21 protein-coding genes and 1 tRNA gene are annotated in these 22,748 nt (G+C 39.0%); 19 read left to right on the forward strand and 3 right to left on the reverse strand.

What is annotated here, in order from left to right:
- Positions 1–7: 7 nt before the first annotated feature.
- The 11 genes from QUE03_RS09280 (at position 8) to QUE03_RS09330 (ending at position 9,655) form a co-directional block, all read left to right on the forward strand.
- Positions 8–577, forward strand: a complete 570-nt coding sequence (locus tag QUE03_RS09280) for an LON peptidase substrate-binding domain-containing protein (RefSeq protein ID WP_286267369.1) — start codon at positions 8–10, stop codon at positions 575–577.
- A gap of 126 nt (positions 578–703) precedes the next feature.
- The gene (locus QUE03_RS09285) at positions 704–1,273 is read left to right on the forward strand and encodes a sigma-70 family RNA polymerase sigma factor (RefSeq protein WP_286267371.1); all 570 of its coding nucleotides are present in this window, start codon (positions 704–706) and stop codon (positions 1,271–1,273) included.
- Positions 1,266–1,952 carry a ChrR family anti-sigma-E factor gene (locus QUE03_RS09290; RefSeq protein ID WP_286267373.1) on the forward strand — a complete coding sequence of 229 codons (687 nt, stop codon included), beginning with the start codon at positions 1,266–1,268 and terminating at the stop codon, positions 1,950–1,952. The genes QUE03_RS09285 and QUE03_RS09290 overlap by 8 nt, the downstream gene beginning before the upstream one ends.
- Positions 1,953–1,964: 12 nt before the next feature.
- Positions 1,965–2,924: a YbgA family protein gene (locus tag QUE03_RS09295; RefSeq protein ID WP_286267375.1), complete on the forward strand. Its 960-nt coding sequence runs from the start codon at positions 1,965–1,967 to the stop codon at positions 2,922–2,924.
- Between the two features lie 33 nt (positions 2,925–2,957).
- Positions 2,958–4,373: a cryptochrome/photolyase family protein gene (locus tag QUE03_RS09300; protein ID WP_286267377.1), complete on the forward strand. Its 1,416-nt coding sequence runs from the start codon at positions 2,958–2,960 to the stop codon at positions 4,371–4,373.
- Positions 4,374–4,466: 93 nt separating this feature from the next.
- On the forward strand, positions 4,467–4,937 hold the full coding sequence (locus tag QUE03_RS09305) for a nuclear transport factor 2 family protein (protein ID WP_286267380.1): 471 nt from the start codon (positions 4,467–4,469) through the stop codon (positions 4,935–4,937).
- A complete protein-coding gene (locus QUE03_RS09310; RefSeq protein WP_286267382.1) occupies positions 4,937–5,662 on the forward strand; it encodes an SDR family NAD(P)-dependent oxidoreductase in 726 nt (241 codons plus the stop codon). Before QUE03_RS09305 ends, QUE03_RS09310 begins: the two co-directional genes overlap by 1 nt.
- A complete protein-coding gene (locus QUE03_RS09315; protein WP_286267384.1) occupies positions 5,659–6,933 on the forward strand; it encodes an NAD(P)/FAD-dependent oxidoreductase in 1,275 nt (424 codons plus the stop codon). Before QUE03_RS09310 ends, QUE03_RS09315 begins: the two co-directional genes overlap by 4 nt.
- Positions 6,933–7,700 (forward strand): DUF1365 domain-containing protein, encoded by a 768-nt coding sequence (locus QUE03_RS09320; protein ID WP_286267386.1) that lies wholly within the window; start codon positions 6,933–6,935, stop codon positions 7,698–7,700. Before QUE03_RS09315 ends, QUE03_RS09320 begins: the two co-directional genes overlap by 1 nt.
- Before the next feature lie 45 nt (positions 7,701–7,745).
- A complete protein-coding gene (locus tag QUE03_RS09325; protein ID WP_286267388.1) occupies positions 7,746–8,972 on the forward strand; it encodes an SAM-dependent methyltransferase in 1,227 nt (408 codons plus the stop codon).
- Between the two features lie 592 nt (positions 8,973–9,564).
- Positions 9,565–9,655 (forward strand) — tRNA-Ser (locus QUE03_RS09330).
- A gap of 152 nt (positions 9,656–9,807) precedes the next feature.
- On the opposite strand, the gene QUE03_RS09335 is transcribed toward QUE03_RS09330, so the two are convergent.
- Together QUE03_RS09335 and QUE03_RS09340 are read right to left on the reverse strand one after the other, a co-directional pair.
- Entirely contained in the window at positions 9,808–10,563 is a 756-nt protein-coding gene (locus QUE03_RS09335) for a class I SAM-dependent methyltransferase (protein ID WP_286267390.1), read from the reverse strand.
- Positions 10,564–10,604: 41 nt separating this feature from the next.
- Positions 10,605–12,014 (reverse strand): MATE family efflux transporter, encoded by a 1,410-nt coding sequence (locus tag QUE03_RS09340; RefSeq protein WP_286267393.1) that lies wholly within the window; start codon positions 12,012–12,014, stop codon positions 10,605–10,607.
- Positions 12,015–12,427: 413 nt separating this feature from the next.
- Here QUE03_RS09340 and QUE03_RS09345 point away from each other — a divergent pair, with 413 nt between their 5' ends.
- Positions 12,428–12,811 carry a hypothetical protein gene (locus QUE03_RS09345; protein WP_286267395.1) on the forward strand — a complete coding sequence of 128 codons (384 nt, stop codon included), beginning with the start codon at positions 12,428–12,430 and terminating at the stop codon, positions 12,809–12,811.
- A gap of 66 nt (positions 12,812–12,877) precedes the next feature.
- Here QUE03_RS09345 and QUE03_RS09350 read toward each other — a convergent pair whose 3' ends face one another.
- A complete protein-coding gene (locus QUE03_RS09350; protein ID WP_286267397.1) occupies positions 12,878–13,888 on the reverse strand; it encodes a LacI family DNA-binding transcriptional regulator in 1,011 nt (336 codons plus the stop codon).
- A 167-nt stretch (positions 13,889–14,055) separates the two neighbouring features.
- Here QUE03_RS09350 and QUE03_RS09355 point away from each other — a divergent pair, with 167 nt between their 5' ends.
- The 7 genes from QUE03_RS09355 to QUE03_RS09385 all read left to right on the forward strand — a co-directional run bounded on the left by QUE03_RS09355 (position 14,056) and on the right by QUE03_RS09385 (position 22,701).
- Positions 14,056–15,099, forward strand: a complete 1,044-nt coding sequence (locus QUE03_RS09355) for a UDP-glucose--hexose-1-phosphate uridylyltransferase (RefSeq protein WP_286267399.1) — start codon at positions 14,056–14,058, stop codon at positions 15,097–15,099.
- The gene (gene galK / locus QUE03_RS09360) at positions 15,099–16,280 is read left to right on the forward strand and encodes a galactokinase (protein WP_286267402.1); all 1,182 of its coding nucleotides are present in this window, start codon (positions 15,099–15,101) and stop codon (positions 16,278–16,280) included. Before QUE03_RS09355 ends, galK begins: the two co-directional genes overlap by 1 nt.
- 91 nt (positions 16,281–16,371) lie before the next feature.
- Positions 16,372–17,955: a sodium/sugar symporter gene (locus QUE03_RS09365; protein WP_286267405.1), complete on the forward strand. Its 1,584-nt coding sequence runs from the start codon at positions 16,372–16,374 to the stop codon at positions 17,953–17,955.
- A 667-nt stretch (positions 17,956–18,622) separates the two neighbouring features.
- Positions 18,623–19,513 carry an SDR family NAD(P)-dependent oxidoreductase gene (locus QUE03_RS09370; protein ID WP_286267407.1) on the forward strand — a complete coding sequence of 297 codons (891 nt, stop codon included), beginning with the start codon at positions 18,623–18,625 and terminating at the stop codon, positions 19,511–19,513.
- 53 nt (positions 19,514–19,566) lie between these two features.
- On the forward strand, positions 19,567–20,742 hold the full coding sequence (locus tag QUE03_RS09375) for a saccharopine dehydrogenase family protein (RefSeq protein ID WP_286267409.1): 1,176 nt from the start codon (positions 19,567–19,569) through the stop codon (positions 20,740–20,742).
- Positions 20,743–20,951: 209 nt separating this feature from the next.
- On the forward strand, positions 20,952–21,659 hold the full coding sequence (locus QUE03_RS09380) for a helix-turn-helix domain-containing protein (protein ID WP_286267411.1): 708 nt from the start codon (positions 20,952–20,954) through the stop codon (positions 21,657–21,659).
- 103 nt (positions 21,660–21,762) lie between these two features.
- Positions 21,763–22,701 (forward strand): DMT family transporter, encoded by a 939-nt coding sequence (locus QUE03_RS09385; protein ID WP_286267414.1) that lies wholly within the window; start codon positions 21,763–21,765, stop codon positions 22,699–22,701.
- The last annotated feature ends 47 nt before the right edge of the window (positions 22,702–22,748 follow it).

Here is a 22,748-nt window from a genome sequence, read left to right on the forward strand (position 1 = left end):
TTCGTCAATGAGCTGTGTTGAATTTAAGTTACCGATTTTTCCTTTGCCGCTTTTTTTACTTCCTGGTGGTATTACACGATTGCGAATCTTCGAACGCCGCTATTTAAAAATGGTTCGAGTCGCCTCTCAAGGGGCGGGGTTCATCATTTGGTCAGATATTGATGGTGTACAAGAACAAAAAGTCTTATGGGGGAGTTGGGTTGAAATCATCAACTTTGATCACGGAAAAGACGGTGTGCTAGAGATTGACGTCAAATGTAAATCGCTTGTTGAAATTAAAGGTATGGAGCCAGACAATGATAAATTGATGTTTGGGCAAGTGATAGTCATAGAACATTGGTCAGAAAATGACATAGGTACAATTTCAGCAGATCTTTCTTATTCATTGCAAAAAGTATTTGAAAATGACAAAGGGCTTAATGAGCTGTATCAAATAAAAGAAATTGATAATGAAAGCTGGGTACTTGCACGTTGGTTAGAATTGCTACCTTTGGCAATAAATATCAAAAATTCATTTGTCTCAAAACACACCTATACGGAAGCAAAAAATTTCATACAGGCAATTATTTTAAAATAAATTTAATTTCTAGTGATCTTTTTATTAAAAGCAGCGTATTAACAATATGAATAGCATTCAGCGAGGCACCTGAGAACAATGCAAACTAACTTGCTAAGAAAAGAGACAAATGCTAAATCTATTAATATGTCCGAAAAAATAGATCATACACAGCTTTGCCAATGGCTTAATGCCGTTGCAAACCAACGAGACAAACAGGCGTTTACCCATTTGTTTGAGTTTTTTGCTCCCAAAATATTACGAATCTCCCGTGGTAAGTTTCCGAACGAATCTCAAGCGAGTGAAGTTGTTCAAGAAACAATGAGTAACGTTTGGCGAAAAGCGCATTTATTTGATGAAAACAAAGGGGCAGCCACTACGTGGGTATACACGGTGATGAGAAATGTCACCTTTGATAGCTTAAGGAAAATTAAAGGGAATCAAGAAGATAATTTAAGTGATGATATTTGGCCACTTGCGGAAAATGCAGTCACTAACGATGAATCCTTTGATGATCATTTAGGTAAAAGGCAGCTGCTGAGTGTCATTGAAAAACTACCTGAAACTCAGCAACAAGTGGTAAAAGGTTTTTACTTCATGGAAATGTCACAAGAACAGTTGGCAGTTCATCTCAATTTACCTCTAGGAACTATAAAGTCCCGTTTGCGTTTAGCAATAGCAAAACTCAAATTGCAGTTAGGAGACAACCATGATTAAACATCACCCTAAGTTTGAGTTGATTCAATCATTTGTAAACGGCGATTTACCTGCCTCTTTATCAGCCGGAATAGCTATTCATGCCGATTTGTGTCCGGTATGCCAGCAAAAAATTGCACAACTCACTGAACAAGTCGCCGAGGTGAGCTTTGAAGAAGCATTTCTTGATAGGTTTATTGTAGAAGAGAAGCAATGTAATGAACGGGTTGCTGAGTTTGATATTGAAAAAATGATTGATGGGATTACTGCTTCGTCGGACATCGATATAGTAGAGCCTAAAATAGAAAAAATAGTTTCATTTAAAGAAAGCACCTATTCGTTACCGTCAGTACTAAGCAAAATGGATGTTGGTAAAGCAGCAAACATTGGAAAACTTTCGAGATCTCGAATTCACCTTAATGAATGTGAAATTCACACCAGTTTACTACATATTGACCCCGGTGGTGGGGTACCAGAACATACGCACAGGGGGTTTGAACTAACTGTGTTACTTGAAGGCTCTTTTAGTGATGAATATGGTGAGTATGTAAAAGGCGATTTTATTATGCTTGATGGTAGCCATCAGCATAACCCTGTATCAGAAAATGGCTGCTTGTGTTACACAGTAGCTAATGATGCGTTGCAATTTACACAGGGGATAAATAGGTTACTGAACCCAATTGGCTCGTTTATTTATTAGAGGGCGAAAATAATGATTCATTCTGTTAGAAAAGAAGAACTGAAAATAGGGATTAGTGCTTGTCTTATCGGCGAAAAAGTACGATTTGATGCAAGTAATAAACCGTCTACATTTTGTATTAATGAGCTTGGTCAGCACGTGACCTATAAGTCTTTTTGCCCTGAAGTTGCTATTGGTTTGCCTATTCCTAGACCCACCATTCGTCAAATAAAACAAGATGATATTATTCAGGTTTCAAGACCAGATGGTAGTGGTGATGTTACATCCGCTTTGAAAGCCTATGGTCAAAAAGTAGCGAAGCTAACTAACGATCTAAGTGGTTACGTTTTTTGTGCTAAAAGTCCTAGTTGTGGCATGGAGCGTGTGAAAGTGTATTCACCTGAAGGCAATGCACTCGTGTCGGACGGCATCGGTGTATTTGCAAAAGAAATCATGGATGCTAATCCACTGCTACCTTGCGAAGAGAACGGTCGTTTGAATGATCCGTTGATCCGAGAAAATTTTGTTGCCCGAATTTTTGCGTACAAGCATTGGCAGAATTTAGTTGCATCAGATTTAACTAAGCACAAGTTGATGACATTTCACAGTCAATATAAGTATACGGTGATGAGCCATGACTTAATTGCTTATAAAGAGCTAGGACAATTGTTGGCACAACCTGGAATGCCTTTAGAAAAAATGGCTGAACTGTATATTTCAGGGCTAATGGCGGCGCTTAAAATAAAAGCGACTCGCAAAAAGCATGCGAATACACTGTCTCATATTCAAGGGTATTTTTCTAAGCATCTGAAAAAAAATGAGCGAAAAGAATTATGTGAACAGATCGATGCCTATCGTGAAGGGTTAATTCCACTAATTGCTCCGTTAACATTGATAAAGCACTATTTACTTCAATATCCGAAAGATTATCTAGCAAAACAATCGTATTTATCTCCTTATCCTGATGCACTAAAACTCAGGTATGCCTATTAGTCTTTAAACTATTTGACGTTTTAAGGAACACTTTTGATTTTTTGGTTTCGTAATGACCTAAGAACCCATGATAATCCTGCCTTACGCTACTTTATCGATCAGACAGTTGATTGCACTGAGCGTAAGGCATTTTTTTTCATTACAGAAAAACAGTGGGATGAACATGACTGGGCACCAATAAAAATTGACTTTATTAAGCGCCATGCTGCAGCACTGGTTATAGAACTTAAAGCTTTGGGCGTAGATCTCCAGTTAATTACTGTCCTTGATTTTGAAAGCCAAGCTACCTTTATCGATAACTACTGCACAACAAATGGTGACTTTACCGTAGTTGCTAATGGCGAAGTTGAATATAATGAACAGCGACGCGATAAGTCGCTTGCTAAGAAAGGAATTGACCTGCGTTTGTTTGAGTCTGATGTCGTTGTTCCAAAGGGCAAAGTACTTAACCAATCAGGCCATATGTTTAAGGTATTCACGCCATTTAAACGTGCCTGGTTGAAATACGTACGAGAAAATGGGTTCGATTATGAAGGGAAAATAGTTGATGATAACCAGTTGCAGTTAAGCAATGAAAGGTCTTTGAGGAAAAGCAAATCATCGGTGGACAGTAAAAGAGCTAACTATAGTTTGTCGGAAGCTTGGCCATTGTCTACGGTATTCGAACGCGATGTTCTTCCACTATTCTATCAACAAAAACTGCATGATTATCACAAGAATCGAGACATTCCATCCATTAAGGGAACTTCAGGCCTGTCACCTTATTTAGCCGCTGGTGTTATAAGCCCACGTGCTGTATTAATGACATTATTAACACAATTTCCAGACATACTTTTAGCGACAGACAGCGCAGAATTTTCTTGGTTGAATGAACTTATCTGGCGTGAGTTTTATCGTCATTTACTGTTCCATGAACAACGTTTATGCAAGCACCAGTGTTTTAATGAAAAATATCAATCCTTTACGTGGCCTGCCCAGCAAAATGCTTTTGACGCATGGTGTGCGGGAAAAACAGGTTACCCAATTGTTGATGCAGCGATGAGGCAACTTAATCAAACGGGCTGGATGCATAATCGACTCAGAATGGTGGTGGCGAGCTTTTTAACCAAACATCTGTTGATAGATTGGCGCCAAGGCGAGAGATATTTCATGAAACACCTTATCGATGGAGATTTAGCTTCAAATAATGGTGGGTGGCAGTGGGCTGCTAGTACGGGGTGTGATGCTCAACCTTATTTTAGAATATTTAACCCAATTCGCCAAAGTGAACGTTTTGATCCAAATGGGAAATTCATACGTAAATATATACCAGAGCTAAATGATATCCCTGATAAAAAAATTCATTTTCCTCATCAGTATATTAACGAAAACAAAATCAATACCTACTGGCCGGCAATAGTTGAACACAAAGAAGCAAGGATAAAAGCGCTTGCGTTCTATAAAGTTTAATTGCTCAGCCCGTTACAACTTAATTGGTAGCTTTTAATTGAAAAATCACACTGAAAAGCAATCAAAAATACTCATACCCTTATGGTAACTATCATGGAACAACACGCAGTAAAAGATAATGACATAATTCCATCAAACGAGCCTTATTGGTTGAGGATTTTCGTCAATACTTATCAAGAGCTTTCTACAGACAACCTCGACTTGTTGGAAGAAATTTATCATAGCGATGTCACGTTTGTTGATCCCATTCATCAAATCCATGGTTTTGATAATTTATATGTCTATTTTGAAAAGCTCTATGAAAATCTTTCTTCATGTCATTTCACCATAGATAACATGATATTCGATAATGAGCAGGCATCGATTTATTGGACAATGGTTTATGAACATTCAACCCTGAATCATGGGAGAAAAGTCACCATTAATGGTTGTACACATATTAAAGGCAGCGAAGGTAAAGTGTTTTATCACCGTGACTATCTTGATTTGGGCGCAATGATCTATGAACAACTCCCGATTCTCGGCCGAGTAGTGAAGTGGATAAAAAAGAAGGCTGCACAATAATGGCATCGGTAACTGTGCTAATAACGGGAGCTACTTCAGGTATTGGGCTGTCTTTATTTGAAGAATATGTTAATGCAGGACATCAAGTTATAGCGTGTGGTAGAAACAAAGAGAAGTTATCTACATTAAGTCAACGTGGGGCACAGGTATGTGCCTTTGATGTAACTGTTCCACAATCCATTAAGCAAAATACTGAATCGATAGGTGAGTTAGATTTACTCATTCTTAACGCTGGTGATTGTATATATATAGACGATGTAATGAAATTCGACGGCCAATCTTTTGCTAATGTTATTGGCACTAATCTCACGTCTATCGGTTGGCTTTTGCAATACTTGTTGCCCAAAGTAAAACGAGGGGGACAAGTTGTTCTGGTGAGTTCAAGTGCAACTATCTTACCGTTTCCTCGCAGTGAAGCTTATGGCGCCTCGAAAGCCGGGCTGGATTATTTGGCAAACAGCTTGCGACTCGATATAGCAAAGTATGGAATCGATGTGACTTTAGTTCACCCAGGGTTTGTTAAAACGCCTCTTACCGATAAGAATGATTTTCCTATGCCATTCTTGTTAACGAGTGAACAAGCGGCTAAACGCATGTTCAAAGGCATTCAATCTCGTAAAAAATATCTACATTTTCCTAAGCGGTTAACATTGCTACTGAAGTTGTTCTCCTATTTGCCCGCAGTTGTTTGGCAGTCGATCATTTTAAGGAATCATACTACATGAAAAATATAGCAATTATCGGCTCAGGCATATCAGGCCTAACAACGGCTTACTTATTGTCTAAAAAGTATAAAGTGACTGTGTATGAAAAGAATGATCGAATTGGTGGTCACACGGCCACCGTAGATGTCAATGTTGATGGTAAAGATTATGCAATCGACACAGGTTTTATTGTATTTAATAATAAAACCTATCCTAATTACTTAGCACTACTATCCGAGCTAGGCGTAGGTAGACAAGCAACAGAGATGAGCTTTTCTGTCCATAACTGTATAACTGGTTTGGAGTATAACGGACATAACCTGAATACATTATTTGCTCAAAGACGAAATATTTTTAGACCCAAATTCTGGATGTTGGTCAAAGAAATACTGCGTTTCAATAAGTTATGTAAAACGGTGTTTGAAAGACAAGATTATTATGACGGATACACTTTAGGACAATTTTTAAAAGACAATGGCTTTGGTTCGTTTTTTGCGGATCACTATATTCTGCCAATGGGCGCTGCTATATGGTCCAGTTCTTTAGCGCAAATGGAATTATTTGAGTTACGATTTTTTGTGCAATTCTTTCACCATCATGGCCTGTTAAATATTGCCGACCGCCCGCAATGGTATGTTATCCCAGAAGGTTCTAGGAACTATTTACCACCGTTAACTAAATCATTTGCGAATCAAATTAAACTAAATTCTCGTATTTCAGGCATATCTAGAAGTGACGAAAAGGTAATCATTCATATGGAAGATGGCGATGCTGAAACGTATGATGAGGTGGTTATTGCCTGCCATTCAGATGAAGCATTAGCTCTTTTACTCGATCCAAGTGATGCTGAACGCTCTGTGCTTTCGGCCATGCCTTACAGTGAAAATTCAGTTATTTTACATACTGATGAGCGGTTATTGCCTAATAGAAAGAACGCTTGGGCGAGCTGGAACTATCAACTCAGTGATGATCGAGATAAAGCCGCCAGTGTGACCTACAACATGAATATTTTACAAGGTATAGAAAGCGAACATACTTTCTGCGTCACGTTAAACCAAAAAGCTGATATTGATCCTAATAAAATACTACGGGAGTTCACCTATCATCATCCTACATTTTCTAGTGCCTCAATTAACGCTCAGAAGCAAAGGCATTTAATATGTGGCTTAAAGCATACGCATTTCGCTGGTGCCTACTGGCATAGCGGATTTCACGAAGATGGTGTGAGAAGCGGTGTTGAAGTTGCTCAACGCTTTCATTGCTATTTAAAAGAGTTTGAACCTAAAAGCTAATGAATACACCTTTTTCAAAGAGCTACATTTATGTAGGACAAATCAATCATCGACGTTTTAGTCCTAAAAAGCATTGCTTTAGCTATTCATTGTACATGCTTGCTCTGAATGTATCTGATGTTGAGAAAAATACGACATCACAGGGCATATTTGGTTTTTCTTGGTATCACCCATTACGATTTGTTGAAAAAGATTACTTACGAGGTGAACCACAAACACTATCTCAACGTATAACCAGTAAAGTAGCCGAATTGCAGGGACATGCGGATATTTCAAGTATTGTGATGTTAGTGCAAGTCCGATGTTTCGGCGTTTATTTCAGTCCTGCTAATTTCTACTTTTGCTATGACAGTAGAGGGCAATGTACTCAAATGCTTGCAGAAGTCAGTAATACGCCGTGGAACGAACGACATTATTATTGGGTTGATTTACAAACGACAGATGACAAGGTCACTAAAAAAGCGTTTCAAGTCTCTCCATTTATGGATTTAGACATGAGCTACTTTTGGCAGGTGACGCCGCCGTCGAAAGACAGCGATAAGTTATTGGTCAAAATTGAAAATAAAAGAACAAATTCACAAGGCCAACCGTTAGAAAAATTATTTGACGCCAGCTTAGTGATGCATAAACAAGAGTTCTCAAGCCATAGCCTTTTTAAGGTTTGGTGCCAGTTACCAATAATGACAGTTAAGGTAGTAGCCACTATTTATTGGCAAGCAATGAAGCTATTAGTGAAGCGTATACCGTTTATTGGTTATCAAAAATAACGCTTGTAAAGCGAAGTCACACGAAATACATATTGGGGCGTAAGAATGGAACAAGTTGAAATGGTAAACACGTTACAGTCAGCTAGTTGGATAGACAAACGTTGTCGTAACATAGTTCACACTGTTTTCTCAAAACTCACTTATGGGCAGCTAGAAATTGTAGAAAAGGAGACTAAATATACTTTTCCGAAATGCTCTAGTGATACAAGTATTACAGGCAAAATATGTGTTCATGATATGAGTGTTTATAGAGACTTTGTTAAAGGCGGCAGTATTGGTGCTGCAGAAGCATTCATTGCGGGTAAGTGGAGTAGCCCAAATTTAACTAACGTCATACGAATATTTGCTAAAGCGCAACAACAAACCGATAGTTTAGAACAAAATAAATCATGGTTTACTAAACTGAAAAATTCATTTTCTCATTGGCAAAATAGAAACAGCCAGTCGGGTTCAAAGCGAAACATTCTTGCACATTACGACCTAGGCAACGAGCTTTACACACGATTTTTAGATCCTACCATGATGTATTCATCTGCGGTTTATCCGTCATCAGAAGCAACACTGCATGAAGCACAACTGTACAAACTAAAAACCATTTGTGACAAGCTTGAATTGACCGAGAACGACCACCTATTAGAAATTGGAACTGGGTGGGGAGGTTTGGCTATATACGCTGCTCGACATTATGGATGCCGTGTCACCACAACGACGATTTCTGACGCGCAATATGCATATGCGCAAAAACGTATTGAAGAAGTAGGGTTAAGTGAACAAATCACACTATTGAAAGACGACTACCGAGATTTAGCTGGTAGCTACGACAAAGTTGTTTCTATTGAAATGATTGAAGCCGTTGGATTTCAGTATTTACCAAGTTTTTTTAAGCAATGTAATGATCGCCTTAAATACGGTGGAAAGTTATTAATTCAATCCATTACTATTGCTGATCAGCGCTTTGACTATTACAAGAATAACGTGGATTTTATTCAGCGTTATATTTTTCCTGGAGGGTTTTTACCTTCCGTTAATGTCTTGTCAGAGCACTTAACAAAAAACAGCAGTTTAGTGTTTGAATCTCTCGATGACATCGGTTTAGATTACGCAAGAACCTTGAGCGATTGGAGAGATAACTTTTTGTCTTCGTGGGCTGAACTAAAAACATTGGGGTACGATGACACTTTCAAGCGTTTATGGTTATATTATTTTGCGTATTGCGAAGGTGCATTTTTAGAACGCTCGACTAGCACAATTCAGCTCATTGCTAGAAAGTAAAAGGAGTCAATAACTAACCGCTCTGTGGTTACGCGTAACCTAATGATTCCATCTTATCTAATTGTATTTATTGATTAATGTTGATTTGATTTTAACATTTCTTCTATGGCGGCTAACCGTTTCGCCTTATCTTTTAACTGATGCCTTACTAGTCAGCCTTAAACTCTTTACGATGTTGTTTCTAGTGCTTAAAGGCTTTGGAAGTTGCCGAACCCTAGGTTAGACAGCATAGGGTATACAAACAAAAATTATATCCTGTAAATTACTTAATGAGGCACAACAAAAAATTAACCTATTGCTGCAGCGGTTTATGAAGGAAACGTTATCAGTATGTTTGGAACGTTATATAAAAATACATTGATAACAGAAAATGAAGTGAAAAAGCTGCAAGAGCAGCTCACTTGCTCAAAGCCTGCAAAGCTGTATTTAGAATAAATATTAGTGAAAGCTGAGTCATAACTTATCCATTTTGAGTTATTTTTCATCAAACAGTAAAAAAAGTGAAATTTATCTCAATTATCCCTTTACAAATAAATCTACAGTCATTAATATTCGCCTCGTTCTGAAGCAGCAATGCTCGCTTTAGAGTTCAGGTGAGATGGCTGAGTGGTCGAAAGCACCGGTCTTGAAAACCGGCAAGGGTTTGTAGCCCTTCTAGAGTTCAAATCTCTATCTCACCGCCATATTTAGAAAAACCGCTAATCGAAAGATTAGCGGTTTTTTGCTTTTAAACGCATTAAAAATGCTGATGAGTTTAAAGCTTTATAAGTTAAATACTTACATACAAAATACTTTTTTTAGATCGCGATACAGCCGTACTAACAATTGAGTAACGCTACGCTTTAAACCTGAATACAAAGCGATCGGTTTTGCCTCTTACAGACGGTTCAAAAACCATTTTACTGTAATCGTCATTAGGGTTTCTTAAAAAGGCGGCTTCTGCATCTAATACAAAGCCAGCTTCTTTAAAGTCGTCACGAACATCTTGATGATGTATACGGTGTAAATCTTTGTTGTGTACCGTAGTGCCTGACTCCATATCTATCAAACCTAAAATGCCACCGGGTTTTAGGGTAGCTTTTAAGGTCTTTAATATTTCTATGCGTTTCTCTTTTGAAAAGTTGGAGTAAAAATCATGGTAGTTCAATACGATGGTAACAACGTCAATTTCGTTTTTAAGGTCAATGTCGTCAAATTCACTCTTGTAGTGAGTAACGTTGCTTAAACGATTGTTCGCTGTGCGCTCGGCAAACTCTTTGGCAAATCGGCCATTTAATACTTCAAGAATGAATTTATTATTTTGCGCATACACTTTGCCTGACCCGCCCACACGGTGAGAAAGTACCTCGGTGTAGTAACCGCCACTTGCCAGGACTTCTAATACCTTCATGCCGGGCTTTACACCAAAAAACTTCATCACTTTGCTAGGCTTTCTATTTTCATCTCTAGCTTTGTCAGCATCGGCACGTTCGCTCGATTGCATTGCTGCCATAAATTGCTTATCAGCTGGCGTACCTGCTTGTACGATGGCAGAGGACAAAATGCTCATTAATCCTAGTGCGATCAAAGGTGTAGATATTATCTTGTTCATATGCTTGTTACCTTTTTAATTTAAGTTAACTTCTATGTTGGTTAGTGGTTTTCGTTAAGTACATTCATTGGCGTTGTAGTATTTCGTTGATGCGCTGCTGAATTCGTTAGGGTTCTATTTTTGTATAGGAATAGCAAGACCAGCAAGCCACTAACGATATGCCCAATTAATATGCCTTGGTAAAAATTATCGTTGATACTGACAGCGGCATTGATCACATGGCCGTATTCTATACCTTGATAAAAGTCTTCTTGCAGCGCTAATTGGGAGCCAACGTAAGCAAAAAGTAGCAATAGTACAATTCTATGTAATACGCCTAACACCAGCGCTTGCATGGTTTTGCCTTTTGCGTTTAGGCACGATTGGTAAACCATGATGCAGCCCACTGATAGGTAGCCCCATGACACCCAGATGAAATATCGACTGATGTAAGTGACAACCGTATCTTGTTTACATACAAAATGGGAAAGGGAAGGGATATAAAAATACAACAGTGCGGCGATAATAAATTGGATTAAAATAATAAAAGAAAACGTGATCAAATACGCTTGTACAACGCGTTGCTTATTACCTACCCAGTAATTACTCCCAATGATCGCCGGTATCGATGTGGTAAGCACCATCGGAATTAATAGAAACAGTGACTCCATTCTTAAAATAAATGCAAAGGCAGCAACATACGCGTAGTCAATACTCGCGGCAATAATGGTTAGTAGTGAAATACTAACAGGCGTTATAAGTTGCTGTAGCAAAACAACGATAACGTCTTTTTTTGGCGTCTTTAGTTGTGACTTCATTACGTTAACGCGAGGAAAAACCAACTTCAATTTTTTAGCTAAAATGGCAACAGACAGTAACGCGAACAGTAAATCACTAGTTACATGTACATAGCTTAGTGCCTTAATTGCTACAATAGAGAACTCACTTGAGGGTAACAGCAATAACGACGCTAAGATGCTTTTTATGGTTAACCAACTCAGCATTAAGTTACTTGCCAGTACGCCGTGGCCAAGCGCTCTCAATATGGCGTTAACTTGCCATATTAGGGCTAAAAATATCCAGCCGAAATATCGCGCGGCCATATATTGATTTTGCTGACTGACTAATGCGAGCTTTTCATTGGATAAATTTGTTTGCGCCCATGATTCACTTCCCATCAATGCAAGTAGTTGTGCATTACTTGCGTAAGCAAATAATGCTAAAAATCCAACGATCAGCACGGACATAAGTAATGACGTGGTAATGACGTTATTTACGTTTGACCTTTCTAAACAGCCCGACTTAACCACTTTATTGTTGGTTCTTATACTTAGCCCTATAGCTATGGCTGTCATTGCGGTTGTTAAAGGTATGGTAAAGCCAAGCGCGGCTAGGGTGTTTACACCGCTCAAGGCAAGTAAACTGGACTCAAAAAGGTCATAACAGAGCAAGGCAAGAATTGCGCCTAACATTGGAAGGCTTGTTTTCCATATCAGATGACTGAGTTTATTTTTGTTGAAGCAAAAGTTTTCTGGGTATTCCATTTCTTTTTGTTAGCTATTACTTTTGACGATAGTAGAAAGATAACCTATCACCACTATTTATTTCAGCGTGGAATGTAACATTTCATTTAAATATGTATTAACGTAAACATAACGTGAGCTTTGGATTACGTATTTAAGACATGAGCTTAATAGCTAAGGCGATAAGGTGAGGGTGTTAGCTCTTATATAATTAACGGGGAAGATACGAATAGGCTAACTTATAGTCTACAATTTTTATGTAATACTATATTATAAATTGATTTCCTTTATACCGTGTCTTAAGTTAAGTTTAACTCGTTTGAGGTTGGTAATTATAATACTTTCTTATAAGGGCATAAAAAGTGGAAAAACATCGGCTGAGTTTTGCCAAAATAAATATTTTAAATGATCGTATTGCAGAAGTTGTTTTTGATAAGGGTGTTAATGTTTCAATCGAAATGATGGAAAATATTGAAACCTTTGTGTGCGATAAGTTTGACCAAGATTTTGGGGTTTTGGTGAACAAACTATTTCCTTTTTCTTACACGCTTGAAGCTAAGTTAAATTTAGGCTCTATGGAGAAAATGAAGGCAATAGCATCGGTTAATTACAATGAGAATTCGTCAGCAATAACGCAAAGTATCATAGACATTCGCGCTACGGATCAACTCAATATTAAATCATTTAATGGTTTAGACCTTGGCTGGCAAGAAGCACACGATTGGTTAATTCAACAATTAACCTAATGTTGGTATCGTATTTATAGGGCGTATTACTCCAACACAAACATATTTACTTGCAAATGTAGGTCGTTATTTTGAGTTAAAATTAGTAGATTCACGTTTCACAAGCCTTGGAATATACTTGCAGTTGACCTTAGGTAGTTCCTTTTCTCGCTGTTGAGTTAGTTCAATAGCAATTGTCGCTGCTTGAATTGCCATTTCTTCAACAGGGTAGTTTAATGTGCTCAATTTAGGTCGTGAATACCTTGATAGTAAAACATCATCAAAACCAATAACTGAAATATCTGAAGGCACTTTAAAACCATTATCTTCTAATGTTGAAATAGCGCCAATAGCCATAGCGTCATTGTACACAAACAACGCAGAAAATCTTTTTCCTGAGGACAGTAGTTTCTGTGTGGCAAGTTCTCCCCCCTGCAGCGTGGGCTCTCCATATTCAACTAACTCTGCATCTAGTTCAACACCAGCAGCTGTTAACTCACTTTGAAAACCTTGTAACCTCAGTAGCGGATCGTCAATTTGATGTTTGCTTGAAATACAGGCAAGGTTTTTGTGATCTAATGCGAGTAGGTGACGCGCCGCAATTTTTCCTCCCTCAAGGTTATCTAGCCAAACACATCGAGGGGCAATTTCTTCAATAAAACGGTCAATCAACACTAAGCCGGTCACTTTATTAGCCAATTCGATTAAGGCTTGATCTGATAGCTTTTTGCTATGTACCACCATGACATCACATTGCCTCTCAATGAGTAAATTGATGGCCTGCATTTCAGTTTCAGCGCTCACTAAGCCAGTACTTAATAACAATTGCATGTTTTTTTGTCGGGCGACTTGTTCAACACCGTGAGCCAACGAGGCGAAAAAAGGGTCAACCAAATCAGGTATAACAACACCGAGGGTGGTGCTTTTTTGAGTCACTAGTGCCCTAGCATTAGCATTAGGGGTATAGTTCAGCTCTTGCATTACCCTTGATACTTTATCAATTGTATCTTTACTGACTTTAGGACCGTTATTTAATACTCGTGAGACGGATGCGACGGAAACGCCAGCAACACGAGCTACGTCTTTAATTGTTGCCATAAGGGTAAATGTTTACATTTCTAATGTTCTTCTTAATCATGCTTGAAATATACACTAATACTGATATGTTCATCAAGTGAACAATAATATATAACAACTACTTGTACAAACAGGGGTAAACGATTACCCTTGCTTCATGTTTTCAATCTTTATGGTTCAAAAGTACTATGACAACTGAGTTTGATCCGACGGAACATCCCCATAGAAGATATAACCCATTAATCAATGAATGGATTTTGGTTTCCCCACATCGTGCTAAACGGCCTTGGCAGGGACAAGTAGAAAAGCTTGATGAATTAGAAAAGCCAGCCTATGACAAAGACTGCTTTTTATGTGCCGGTAACACTCGTATCAATGGTGAAATAAATGATGACTATAAGGAAACGTTTGTTTTTACCAATGACTTTGCCGCGATAAAACAAGATACCCCTCAAGTATGTATTGACGATCCACTTTTTAAGATGGCAACGGAGCAAGGTGAAAGTAGAGTGATATGTTTTTCATCAGATCACAGTAAAACGTTGCCTCAACTTTCCGTAAATGAAATCACTTGCGTGGTTGATACCTGGCAGCGTCAGTGTGAAGAGCTGGGAAAAACGTATTTATCAGTGCAAGTTTTTGAAAACAAGGGCAGTGTTATGGGATGCTCTAATCCTCACCCTCATGGTCAAATTTGGGCGCAACAGCAATTACCCTCGTTAGTGCAGAGAAAACAACAAGCACAATTAGCTTATTTCGAAGAACATGGCAGTAATTTATTACAAGACTACGTTGCAAGGGAAACTGAAAATAAAGAGCGGATTGTAGTGTCTAATGAAGATTGGCTTGTCGTTGTACCTTATTGGGCGGCGTGGCCATTTGAAACGTTACTACTTCCACGTTTTACTATTGCCCGAATGACAGAGTTAACCGAGGCACAAAAGCTGTCTCTTGCTGATGTTATCAAACAAACAACCATCAAATACGACAATTTATTTAATTGTTCTTTTCCATATTCAATGGGCTGGCATGGCGCACCTTTTGATGGTCAGCAGCATGATGAATGGACATTGCATGCGAGCTTCTTTCCACCACTGTTGAGATCGGCAACGGTACGAAAATTTATGGTGGGCTACGAAATGATGGCTGAAGCACAACGTGATTTAACTGCAGAGCAAGCAGCAAAACGTTTACGAGATTTGCCGACAGTTCACTATAAGGAGGAAAATTAATGACGTCAGTTGTTTTAGGGCAATTGGAGCTTGACGAGCAAGCCTTGGTAAAAGTTTTATTTGAACAACAGTTCCAATGTTCTGCGGTGCAAGTTTGTTATGCACCCGGTCGCGTTAACTTGATTGGTGATCATACGGATTATAACGATGGTTTTGTCCTTCCCGCCGCAATTAACTATGGCACGAGTATCGCTTCAGCAAAGCGTGAGGACAGTATTGTTAAGGTTTATGCGCACGATTGTGAGCAGCAAATCAGCGAGTTTACGCTCAATGAGATAGTGTTTGATGAGCAGATGATGTGGAGTAATTATGTTAAAGGTACAATACAAGCATTACTGAAAAAATACCCAGATATTAAAGGAGCAAATTTAGTCGTTACAGGAAATGTACCGCAAGGCGCTGGGTTAAGTTCATCAGCGAGCTTTGAAATCGCCTTGTTGAAAACTTTTGCTCTGCTTTATCAATTAGATCTAACGGGAGTTGAGGCTGCGCTGCTTGGTCAACAAGCTGAAAATGATTTTGTCGGTTGTAATTGCGGCATCATGGATCAACTTATTTCGGCAATGGGACAACAGGGTCATGCTATGTTACTTGATTGCAAAGATTTATCTTTTGAAGATGCGCCCATTCCTGATGAACTAACGCTCGTTATTATTAACTCTAATGTTAAGCGTGGTTTGGTGGGCAGTGAATACAACTTAAGACGAGAACAGTGTGAAACAGTTGCCCAGTATTTTGGTGTGACCGCGTTACGTGATGTTACTTTAGCCCAACTAAATTCAGCCAAAGCACAAATTGAACCGATATTATATAAGCGAGCTCGACATGTCATTACGGAAAATCACCGAGCCGTTAATACCTTCAAGGCATTGAAAGTTAACGATATGATGACAATCAGTGAGACAATGAAAGCCTCTCATATTTCTTTACGTGATGATTTTGAAGTAACCACTAAAGAGATGGATGGTTTGGTTGAAATGATTGACGACGTATTAGGTGATAAGGGCGGCGTTAGAATGACAGGCGGCGGTTTTGGTGGTTGTGTTATCGCTTTAGTACCTAATGACCTTGTGACAAAAGTCAATGAGGTGGTGAATGACAAGTACGAAAGTGAATTTGGCTTAAAGCCTAGCATCTATTTATGTACCGCCACTCAAGGTGCGTTTAGGTCAGCTAACTAAGCAATTATTTGATGTAAAAAATAACAATAATTCACAAACTAAAAATTAGCTCGAACATAGAATTATAACTATAACGAAAAGGTAAAATAATATGGATTTCGCAAATAAACTGGGGACGATAGACAGTACTATTTTTATTGTTTATGTCATTGGATTACTGTGCCTTGCGCTTTGGATTTCTCGTAATGAGAAAAAGGAAGGCGCTAATACTGAAGATTACTTTTTGGCTAGTAAATCATTACCTTGGTGGGCAATTGGGGCATCATTAATTGCTGCTAATATTTCTGCTGAGCAAATCATTGGTATGTCAGGCTCAGGTTATGCTATTGGCCTAGCGATAGCGTCATATGAATGGATGGCTGCTATTACCCTTATATTAGTGGGTAAGTACATGTTGCCTATTTTCTTAGAAAATAAAATTTTCACTATGCCGCAATACCTTGAACAGCGCTTTGATAACAAAGTTAAAACCACCATGGCGGTGTTTTGGTTAGCGGTTTATACCTTTGTTAACTTAACTGCGGTGTTATGGCTGGGCGGCTTAGCTATTGAGACTGTTGCTGGCGTTGATTGGATGTTTGGCATGATATTCCTTGCGGTATTTTCAGTGGCTTATTCGCTATACGGTGGTTTAAAAGCGGTTGCTTTTACTGATATTTTACAAGTGGTGCTGTTAGTTTTTGGTGGTTTATTACTGAGTTACTTAGCTCTAGATGCAGTTGCTGATGGCCAAGGTGTATTAGCGGGCTTTGGTATTCTTACCGAAAAAATGCCTGAGCACTTTGATATGATTTTAAGCCCTGAAAATGAACATTACATGAGCCTGCCAGGTATTTCAGTATTAATCGGTGGTATGTGGGTGATGAACTTTAGTTACTGGGGCTTTAACCAATATATTATTCAGCGCGCATTAGCCGCTAAAGATATTAAAGAAGCGCAAAAGGGTATCGCTTTTGCTGCTTATCTTAAATTATTAATGCCATTAATTGTGGTGTTACCAGGTATTGCCGCGGTAGTTCTTTATCCGTCTTTAACCACGCCAGACCAAGCATATCCATCAATGATGGCATTGATGCCTGTTGGTATCAAAGGTTTAGTTTTTGCCGCTTTAGTTGCAGCAATTGTCTCTTCACTGGCCTCAATGACAAATAGTATTTCCACTATTTTTACTATGGATATTTATAGCCGTTTCAAGCCGAATGAAAGTCAGCGTCATTATGTTCATATTGGCCGAATTGCTGCCTTAGTATCTCTATGTATTGCGCTCATTGTTGCTCAGCCATTACTGGGTAAGTTTGATCAAGCGTTCCAATACATCCAGGAGTTCACAGGCTTCTTTACCCCTGGCATTGTGGTGATCTTTGTTATGGGCATGTTCTGGAAGCGTACGAGTTCTATGGGGGCGCTATCAGCAGCTTTAGGCTCAGCTATCTTTTCTTTAGTTCTTAAATTTGCATGGCCAGAATTACCGTTTATGGACCGTGTTGGTTTAGTGTTTTTACTGTGTTTAGGGCTTTGTTATATCGTTTCATTGATGGGCAAAGACAGTAGAACAGACATAAATGACAGCAGTGTTAGCCTAGCGCAAGTGAGCTTTGATACGACCAAGTCATTTAATGTGGCTGCTGTGGGCGTAGTGCTTATACTTAGCGCTTTATATGCTACATGGTGGTAATAAATCTATCCGATAAATTATAAAAAGGAATATCAATAACAAAAGGCCAAGTCATTGGCCTTTTTGACGTCTTAAAGTAATAAAGTGAAAGTACTAGTTACGGGGGGGGGACTTGACGTTGCCAATCAAACAACCTAAACCGTTACTTAGTGTCATGACTACACTAAAGACATTATCAAAAGTTATTAAACGGTTGTCATGATCAATGATTACGGCCTTTCGGCGTTACACCTGATGCAGCGTTCAAACTTTTCCACATACACCATGCTAGTATTTGTCCAGCTTTAATTTGAGTTTGGCTAAGTTAAACGTGTTTTCAGTTTAATACATAGCTCTAGTCGTAACTAACCTATCCTCTAGTTTTTTTTGGCTAGCGGATACACCAACACATTCTTGCCCTCGATAAATAAATTATTAGATGAATTGATTTTAAGGCCGGTGTTTTATTCGCCAAGCTTATACAGCTCTATTCGAAATTAGAATTTTTGATTTCATATTGCCTGTGTGAAGATAAGGCTAGCTCAAAAACTTGTCATAATTTATACACCATGCTTAGAAATGATACGTTAAGCAATGTGGTCGTATATCGCTGAACGTTGTATGAGAGATGGATTGTCATTGGCGATACCTTAATTGACAAATACAATATAAAAAGAAGGCCGTAGAAATGAATCAGTTTTCAGGAAAAACCGTTGTTGTTAGTGGAGGCGGCGCAGAAGGTATTGGTTTTGGTATTGCTCGTGCTATGGGAAAACAAGGCATGAATGTGGTACTCGGAGACATTGACAATAAGCAGCTTGATATTGCCCGTACAAAGCTAGAGAACGATGGAATTGAGGTATTAACGGTTCAAATGGACGTGACTCAGCTTGCTCAGTGGCAAAGTCTAGCTGATAAAGCCATAACACGTTTTGGACAAATTCATATGTTAGTTAACAATGCTGGCGTTGGCAGTATTCCTGGTACGGTAGAGCAAACTGACGATAAGGATTGGCGTTGGGTACTCGACGTTAACCTCATGGGTGTTATTTATGGTACGCAAACCATGGTGCCTTTAATGAAACAACATGATGAACAAGGCTGGGTCATCAACGTAGCGTCTATGGCCGGTATGATCGGCGTTCCTACTGCTGGCGCCTATACCGCTACTAAAGTTGCGGTAGTAGGCATGTCTGAAAGTTGGTACGTGGAGTTAAAACCTCACAATATCCAAGTCTCTGTACTTTGTCCTGCGTTCGTTAAAACGAGAATTAACTTATCCGGCAGAAATAAACCTGATGAGATTAAGAGTCATAGAGAAAAAGGTGGCGATGCGTCACTTTTATCGGCGGCTAAGCATATGCAAAAAGTGATTGACAATGGTTTGTCGCCAGAGCTTGTTGGTGAACGTGTTGTTGAAGCTGTCGGTAATAAGGAACTTTACATTTTTACCCATCCAAATTATCGCAAAGTCGTGAATAAACGCTTTCAGGCGATTGATGATGCTTTTGCCCGTGCGGAGCAAAGTGAATTGCTAAGTAGTGTTCTCGATGAAGATGTTGCGCTTTACGCTAAATGAGTAAAAAACATATTTTGACCGGACGCGTCAAAAAAATAAATTAAGGAAATATTATGTCTACAGAAAAGCAATTTGGCATTGTCGTATACGGCGCTACAGGCTACACAGGTCGGCTAGTGTGTGAATATTTAAATAAACAGTACGGCGTTAATGGTGAGGTTAATTGGGCAATGGCAGGTAGAAGCCTTGATAAATTAGCGCAAGTTCGTGATGAAATGCAGATACCACATACTGTGCCATTAGTTGTTGCCGATGCAAATAATATTGACTCACTAAAAGACATGCTTGAAAGCACTCAAGTAGTTTTAACAACTGTTGGACCTTATCAAAAATATGGTAGTGATTTGGTGAGGCTGTGCAGTGAAATAGGCACTGATTATGTTGACTTATGTGGTGAGCCTGCGTGGATGCACGAAATGATAAGGGCTCATGCTCTAACTGCAAAAGCGAGTGGTGCACGTATTGTGTTTTCTTGTGGCTTTGATTCCGTACCGTTTGATTTAGGTGTTCATTTTCTACAAAAACACGCTATTGATAAGCTGGGTAAAGCTCTTCCGCGAGTAAAAGGTCGTGTCCGTGCAATGAAAGGCACATTTTCTGGGGGCACGTTAGAGAGTTTTCGCTTAACCATGAAAGCCGCAGCCAAAAACCCAGAATTAATTAAAGTATTAACCAATCCTTTCTCATTGTCTGATTCATTTACCGGGCCACAACAACCGTCTGGTATGAAACCTATTTTTGAAGAAGACTTAAATAGTTGGTCAGCGCCTTTTGTCATGGCAACGATTAATACTAAGAATATCCATCGCAGTAATTTCTTATTGGATCATCAATATGGTGAAGATTTTGTTTACGATGAGATGATGTTAACGGGCGCAGGTGAAAAGGGCGAAGCTATGGCAAATATGGTGGCTGAAGACAAGTCTATGGCCAATGATCCAATGAAGCCGGGCGAAGGCCCATCCAAAGAATCGAGAGAAACAGGTTTTTATGATGTGTTATTCGTTGGAAGTAACGATAACGGAGATACGTTAATAGCGAGCGTCAAAGGTGATAAAGATCCCGGTTATGGCTCTACTTGTAAAATGATCAGTGAAAGTGCTGTTTGCTTATTAAAGAATTTAGACATAGCCGGTGGTGGAATTTGGACGCCTGCTTCGGCCATGGGCACGTTACTCATTGAACGCCTGACAGAAAATGCCGGGTTAACCTTTCAACTTGAGGGCTAATCACTGAGACGTTGTTGGCTATTAATTATTGTTTTAACTGATAAAGGGCCAGTAATCAATTGCGCATTATTGGCCTTTTAACATTTCTTTAGTTAGCGTCTGTTATGTCAAATAAAATATTACCTAGAATGGGTAACAATTCGTCTAAATACTCGTTATGCTACAAACACAATAAATAGTGAAAGGTTAGCGTTGACCGTATAGCTAATATGGAAAATTCATTATCAATTCGCTCATACAGCACAAAACCAGTTAGTCACACCCATTATTATAACCAATTGGTATTGCCATTACGTGGCGTGATACAAATTGAGGTTGGCAATTTTAACGGCAAAGTAGCTCCTGGCGAATGTGTCGTTGTAAAAGCCAATGAACAACACTTTTTTACCGCCAACACTGAAGCGCGATTTGTTGTCGCAGACTTGCAAGACCTTCCAAATAATATTTGTTCGACTTCCCGTGTTGTTTTCGCAATAAATAGCTCATTAATTAGTTACTTGGCTTTTGTTGAGAAACAGTTAGAGCAGCAAATAAATGTGTTTTTGGAACAGGCAATGCTTGAAACATTTAATTTACTACTGTTAGAGCAAGCGTTGCTGCCTAAGGTTGACAGCCGAATTGGTGCCGCACTTTTATTTATTGAACAATATATTGCGGAGCCTCTCCATATTAAGTCTTTGGCTAAAATTTCTTGCTTAAGTGAAACACAGTTTAAAAAGCTGTTTAAACAACAAATCGGCTTGACGGTGATGGGATATGTCACAAAGCAGAGAATGGATAAAGCCCAAGCATTACTTACCCATACAGATTATCCGTTACAGATCATTGGCGAGAAAGTCGGCTATAAAGAACTGTCTACTTTTAGCCGACGTTTTTCGCAGTATTTTGGCCTTCCTCCTACACAATTCAAAAAATAACTTCAGTCTCATTAGTTAATAATAGCGTCGTAATTGTCAATTATTATGTTGATAAAAGTGTACGCTTGTAACTATTAAAAATTTATCAAGACTCAGTATTTTTATGATTAGATACAATAAAGAGTTAAACGGAGTGTTTGCCATTATCTTGGCAAGTTTTCTGTGGGGAACAACAGGGACTGTCGCTAGTTTTTCTCCTGATATTAGTGCGATGGCAATCGGCGCGTTTTCAACGGGAAGTGCTGGAATTTTACTAGTTGTTACTGCTCGAAAAGCATTGTTTTCTCATTTAAAAGTGATGGTAGCTCAACCTTGGGTATTGCTGACAGGTACTTTTTCTGTGGCAATTTATCCATTGGCGTTTTATAGCTCAATGCGATTGTCAGGCGTTGCCATTGGTACCGTCGTTTCTTTGGCCAGCGCACCAATGTTTTCTGCTATATTGGAGTGCCTTATCAGTAAAAAGCTAATATCGCGGCAATGGGTGTTTAGTTTTATAATTGGCGCACTTGGTATTATTTTGTTAACGATGGGAAAAGATCTTCGAAGCCTATCGTCAGATGATGCGCTTTTGCAAAGCATTGGCATAGTGCTTGGTTTAATCGCAGGTTTAACTTATGCAAATTATTCTTGGGCTGCCAAACACTTCATTGATAGCGGCGTAAATGCTCAGTCAGCAGTGGCGAGCCTATTTGGCTTCGCCGCATTGATATTGCTGCCATCGTTGTGGTTTACGGGTGAAAATCTCTTTTCTAGTATACGTAATATTTGTGTATCTTTGTACATGGCGATTATCCCGATGTTTTTGGGTTATTTGCTGTTTGGCTTTGGACTGAAACGCATCGAAGCAAGTAAAGTGACACTTATTACTTTGATTGAGCCACTGGTGGCGACTATTTTGGCTGTAATTATTATAGGTGAAAAACTTCAGATGATTGGCTGGTTGGGTATGGTGCTATTGTGTTGTTGTCTTATTATGCAATCGATTGAATTTGGAGCTCGTGCAAAACTTAACGCGTTTAAAGGTGATCGCATAACGTAATAAACTGAGAGACCTAAATAAGAAAACCAGCAATGGTTGCTGGTTTT

The organism is Thalassotalea atypica (assembly GCF_030295975.1).
Lineage (GTDB): Bacteria > Pseudomonadota > Gammaproteobacteria > Enterobacterales > Alteromonadaceae > Thalassotalea_F > Thalassotalea_F atypica.

What these genes read in the sequence shown, in the direction of transcription:
- QUE03_RS09340 (WP_286267393.1), bottom strand. Translation starts at nt 12,014, where the DNA reads ATGTTAGGCGCAATTCTTGCCTTGCTCTGTTATGACCTTTTTGAGTCC.
- QUE03_RS09355 (WP_286267399.1), top strand. Translation starts at nt 14,056, where the DNA reads ATGACAACTGAGTTTGATCCGACGGAACATCCCCATAGAAGATATAAC.
- QUE03_RS09285 (WP_286267371.1), top strand. Translation starts at nt 704, where the DNA reads ATGTCCGAAAAAATAGATCATACACAGCTTTGCCAATGGCTTAATGCC.
- QUE03_RS09290 (WP_286267373.1), top strand. Translation starts at nt 1,266, where the DNA reads ATGATTAAACATCACCCTAAGTTTGAGTTGATTCAATCATTTGTAAAC.
- QUE03_RS09350 (WP_286267397.1), bottom strand. Translation starts at nt 13,888, where the DNA reads ATGGCAACAATTAAAGACGTAGCTCGTGTTGCTGGCGTTTCCGTCGCA.
- QUE03_RS09335 (WP_286267390.1), bottom strand. Translation starts at nt 10,563, where the DNA reads ATGAACAAGATAATATCTACACCTTTGATCGCACTAGGATTAATGAGC.
- QUE03_RS09295 (WP_286267375.1), top strand. Translation starts at nt 1,965, where the DNA reads ATGATTCATTCTGTTAGAAAAGAAGAACTGAAAATAGGGATTAGTGCT.
- QUE03_RS09385 (WP_286267414.1), top strand. Translation starts at nt 21,763, where the DNA reads ATGATTAGATACAATAAAGAGTTAAACGGAGTGTTTGCCATTATCTTG.
- QUE03_RS09310 (WP_286267382.1), top strand. Translation starts at nt 4,937, where the DNA reads ATGGCATCGGTAACTGTGCTAATAACGGGAGCTACTTCAGGTATTGGG.
- QUE03_RS09380 (WP_286267411.1), top strand. Translation starts at nt 20,952, where the DNA reads ATGGAAAATTCATTATCAATTCGCTCATACAGCACAAAACCAGTTAGT.
- QUE03_RS09325 (WP_286267388.1), top strand. Translation starts at nt 7,746, where the DNA reads ATGGAACAAGTTGAAATGGTAAACACGTTACAGTCAGCTAGTTGGATA.
- QUE03_RS09320 (WP_286267386.1), top strand. Translation starts at nt 6,933, where the DNA reads ATGAATACACCTTTTTCAAAGAGCTACATTTATGTAGGACAAATCAAT.
- galK (WP_286267402.1), top strand. Translation starts at nt 15,099, where the DNA reads ATGACGTCAGTTGTTTTAGGGCAATTGGAGCTTGACGAGCAAGCCTTG.
- QUE03_RS09305 (WP_286267380.1), top strand. Translation starts at nt 4,467, where the DNA reads ATGGAACAACACGCAGTAAAAGATAATGACATAATTCCATCAAACGAG.
- QUE03_RS09370 (WP_286267407.1), top strand. Translation starts at nt 18,623, where the DNA reads ATGAATCAGTTTTCAGGAAAAACCGTTGTTGTTAGTGGAGGCGGCGCA.
- QUE03_RS09280 (WP_286267369.1), top strand. Translation starts at nt 8, where the DNA reads ATGAGCTGTGTTGAATTTAAGTTACCGATTTTTCCTTTGCCGCTTTTT.
- QUE03_RS09375 (WP_286267409.1), top strand. Translation starts at nt 19,567, where the DNA reads ATGTCTACAGAAAAGCAATTTGGCATTGTCGTATACGGCGCTACAGGC.
- QUE03_RS09315 (WP_286267384.1), top strand. Translation starts at nt 5,659, where the DNA reads ATGAAAAATATAGCAATTATCGGCTCAGGCATATCAGGCCTAACAACG.
- QUE03_RS09365 (WP_286267405.1), top strand. Translation starts at nt 16,372, where the DNA reads ATGGATTTCGCAAATAAACTGGGGACGATAGACAGTACTATTTTTATT.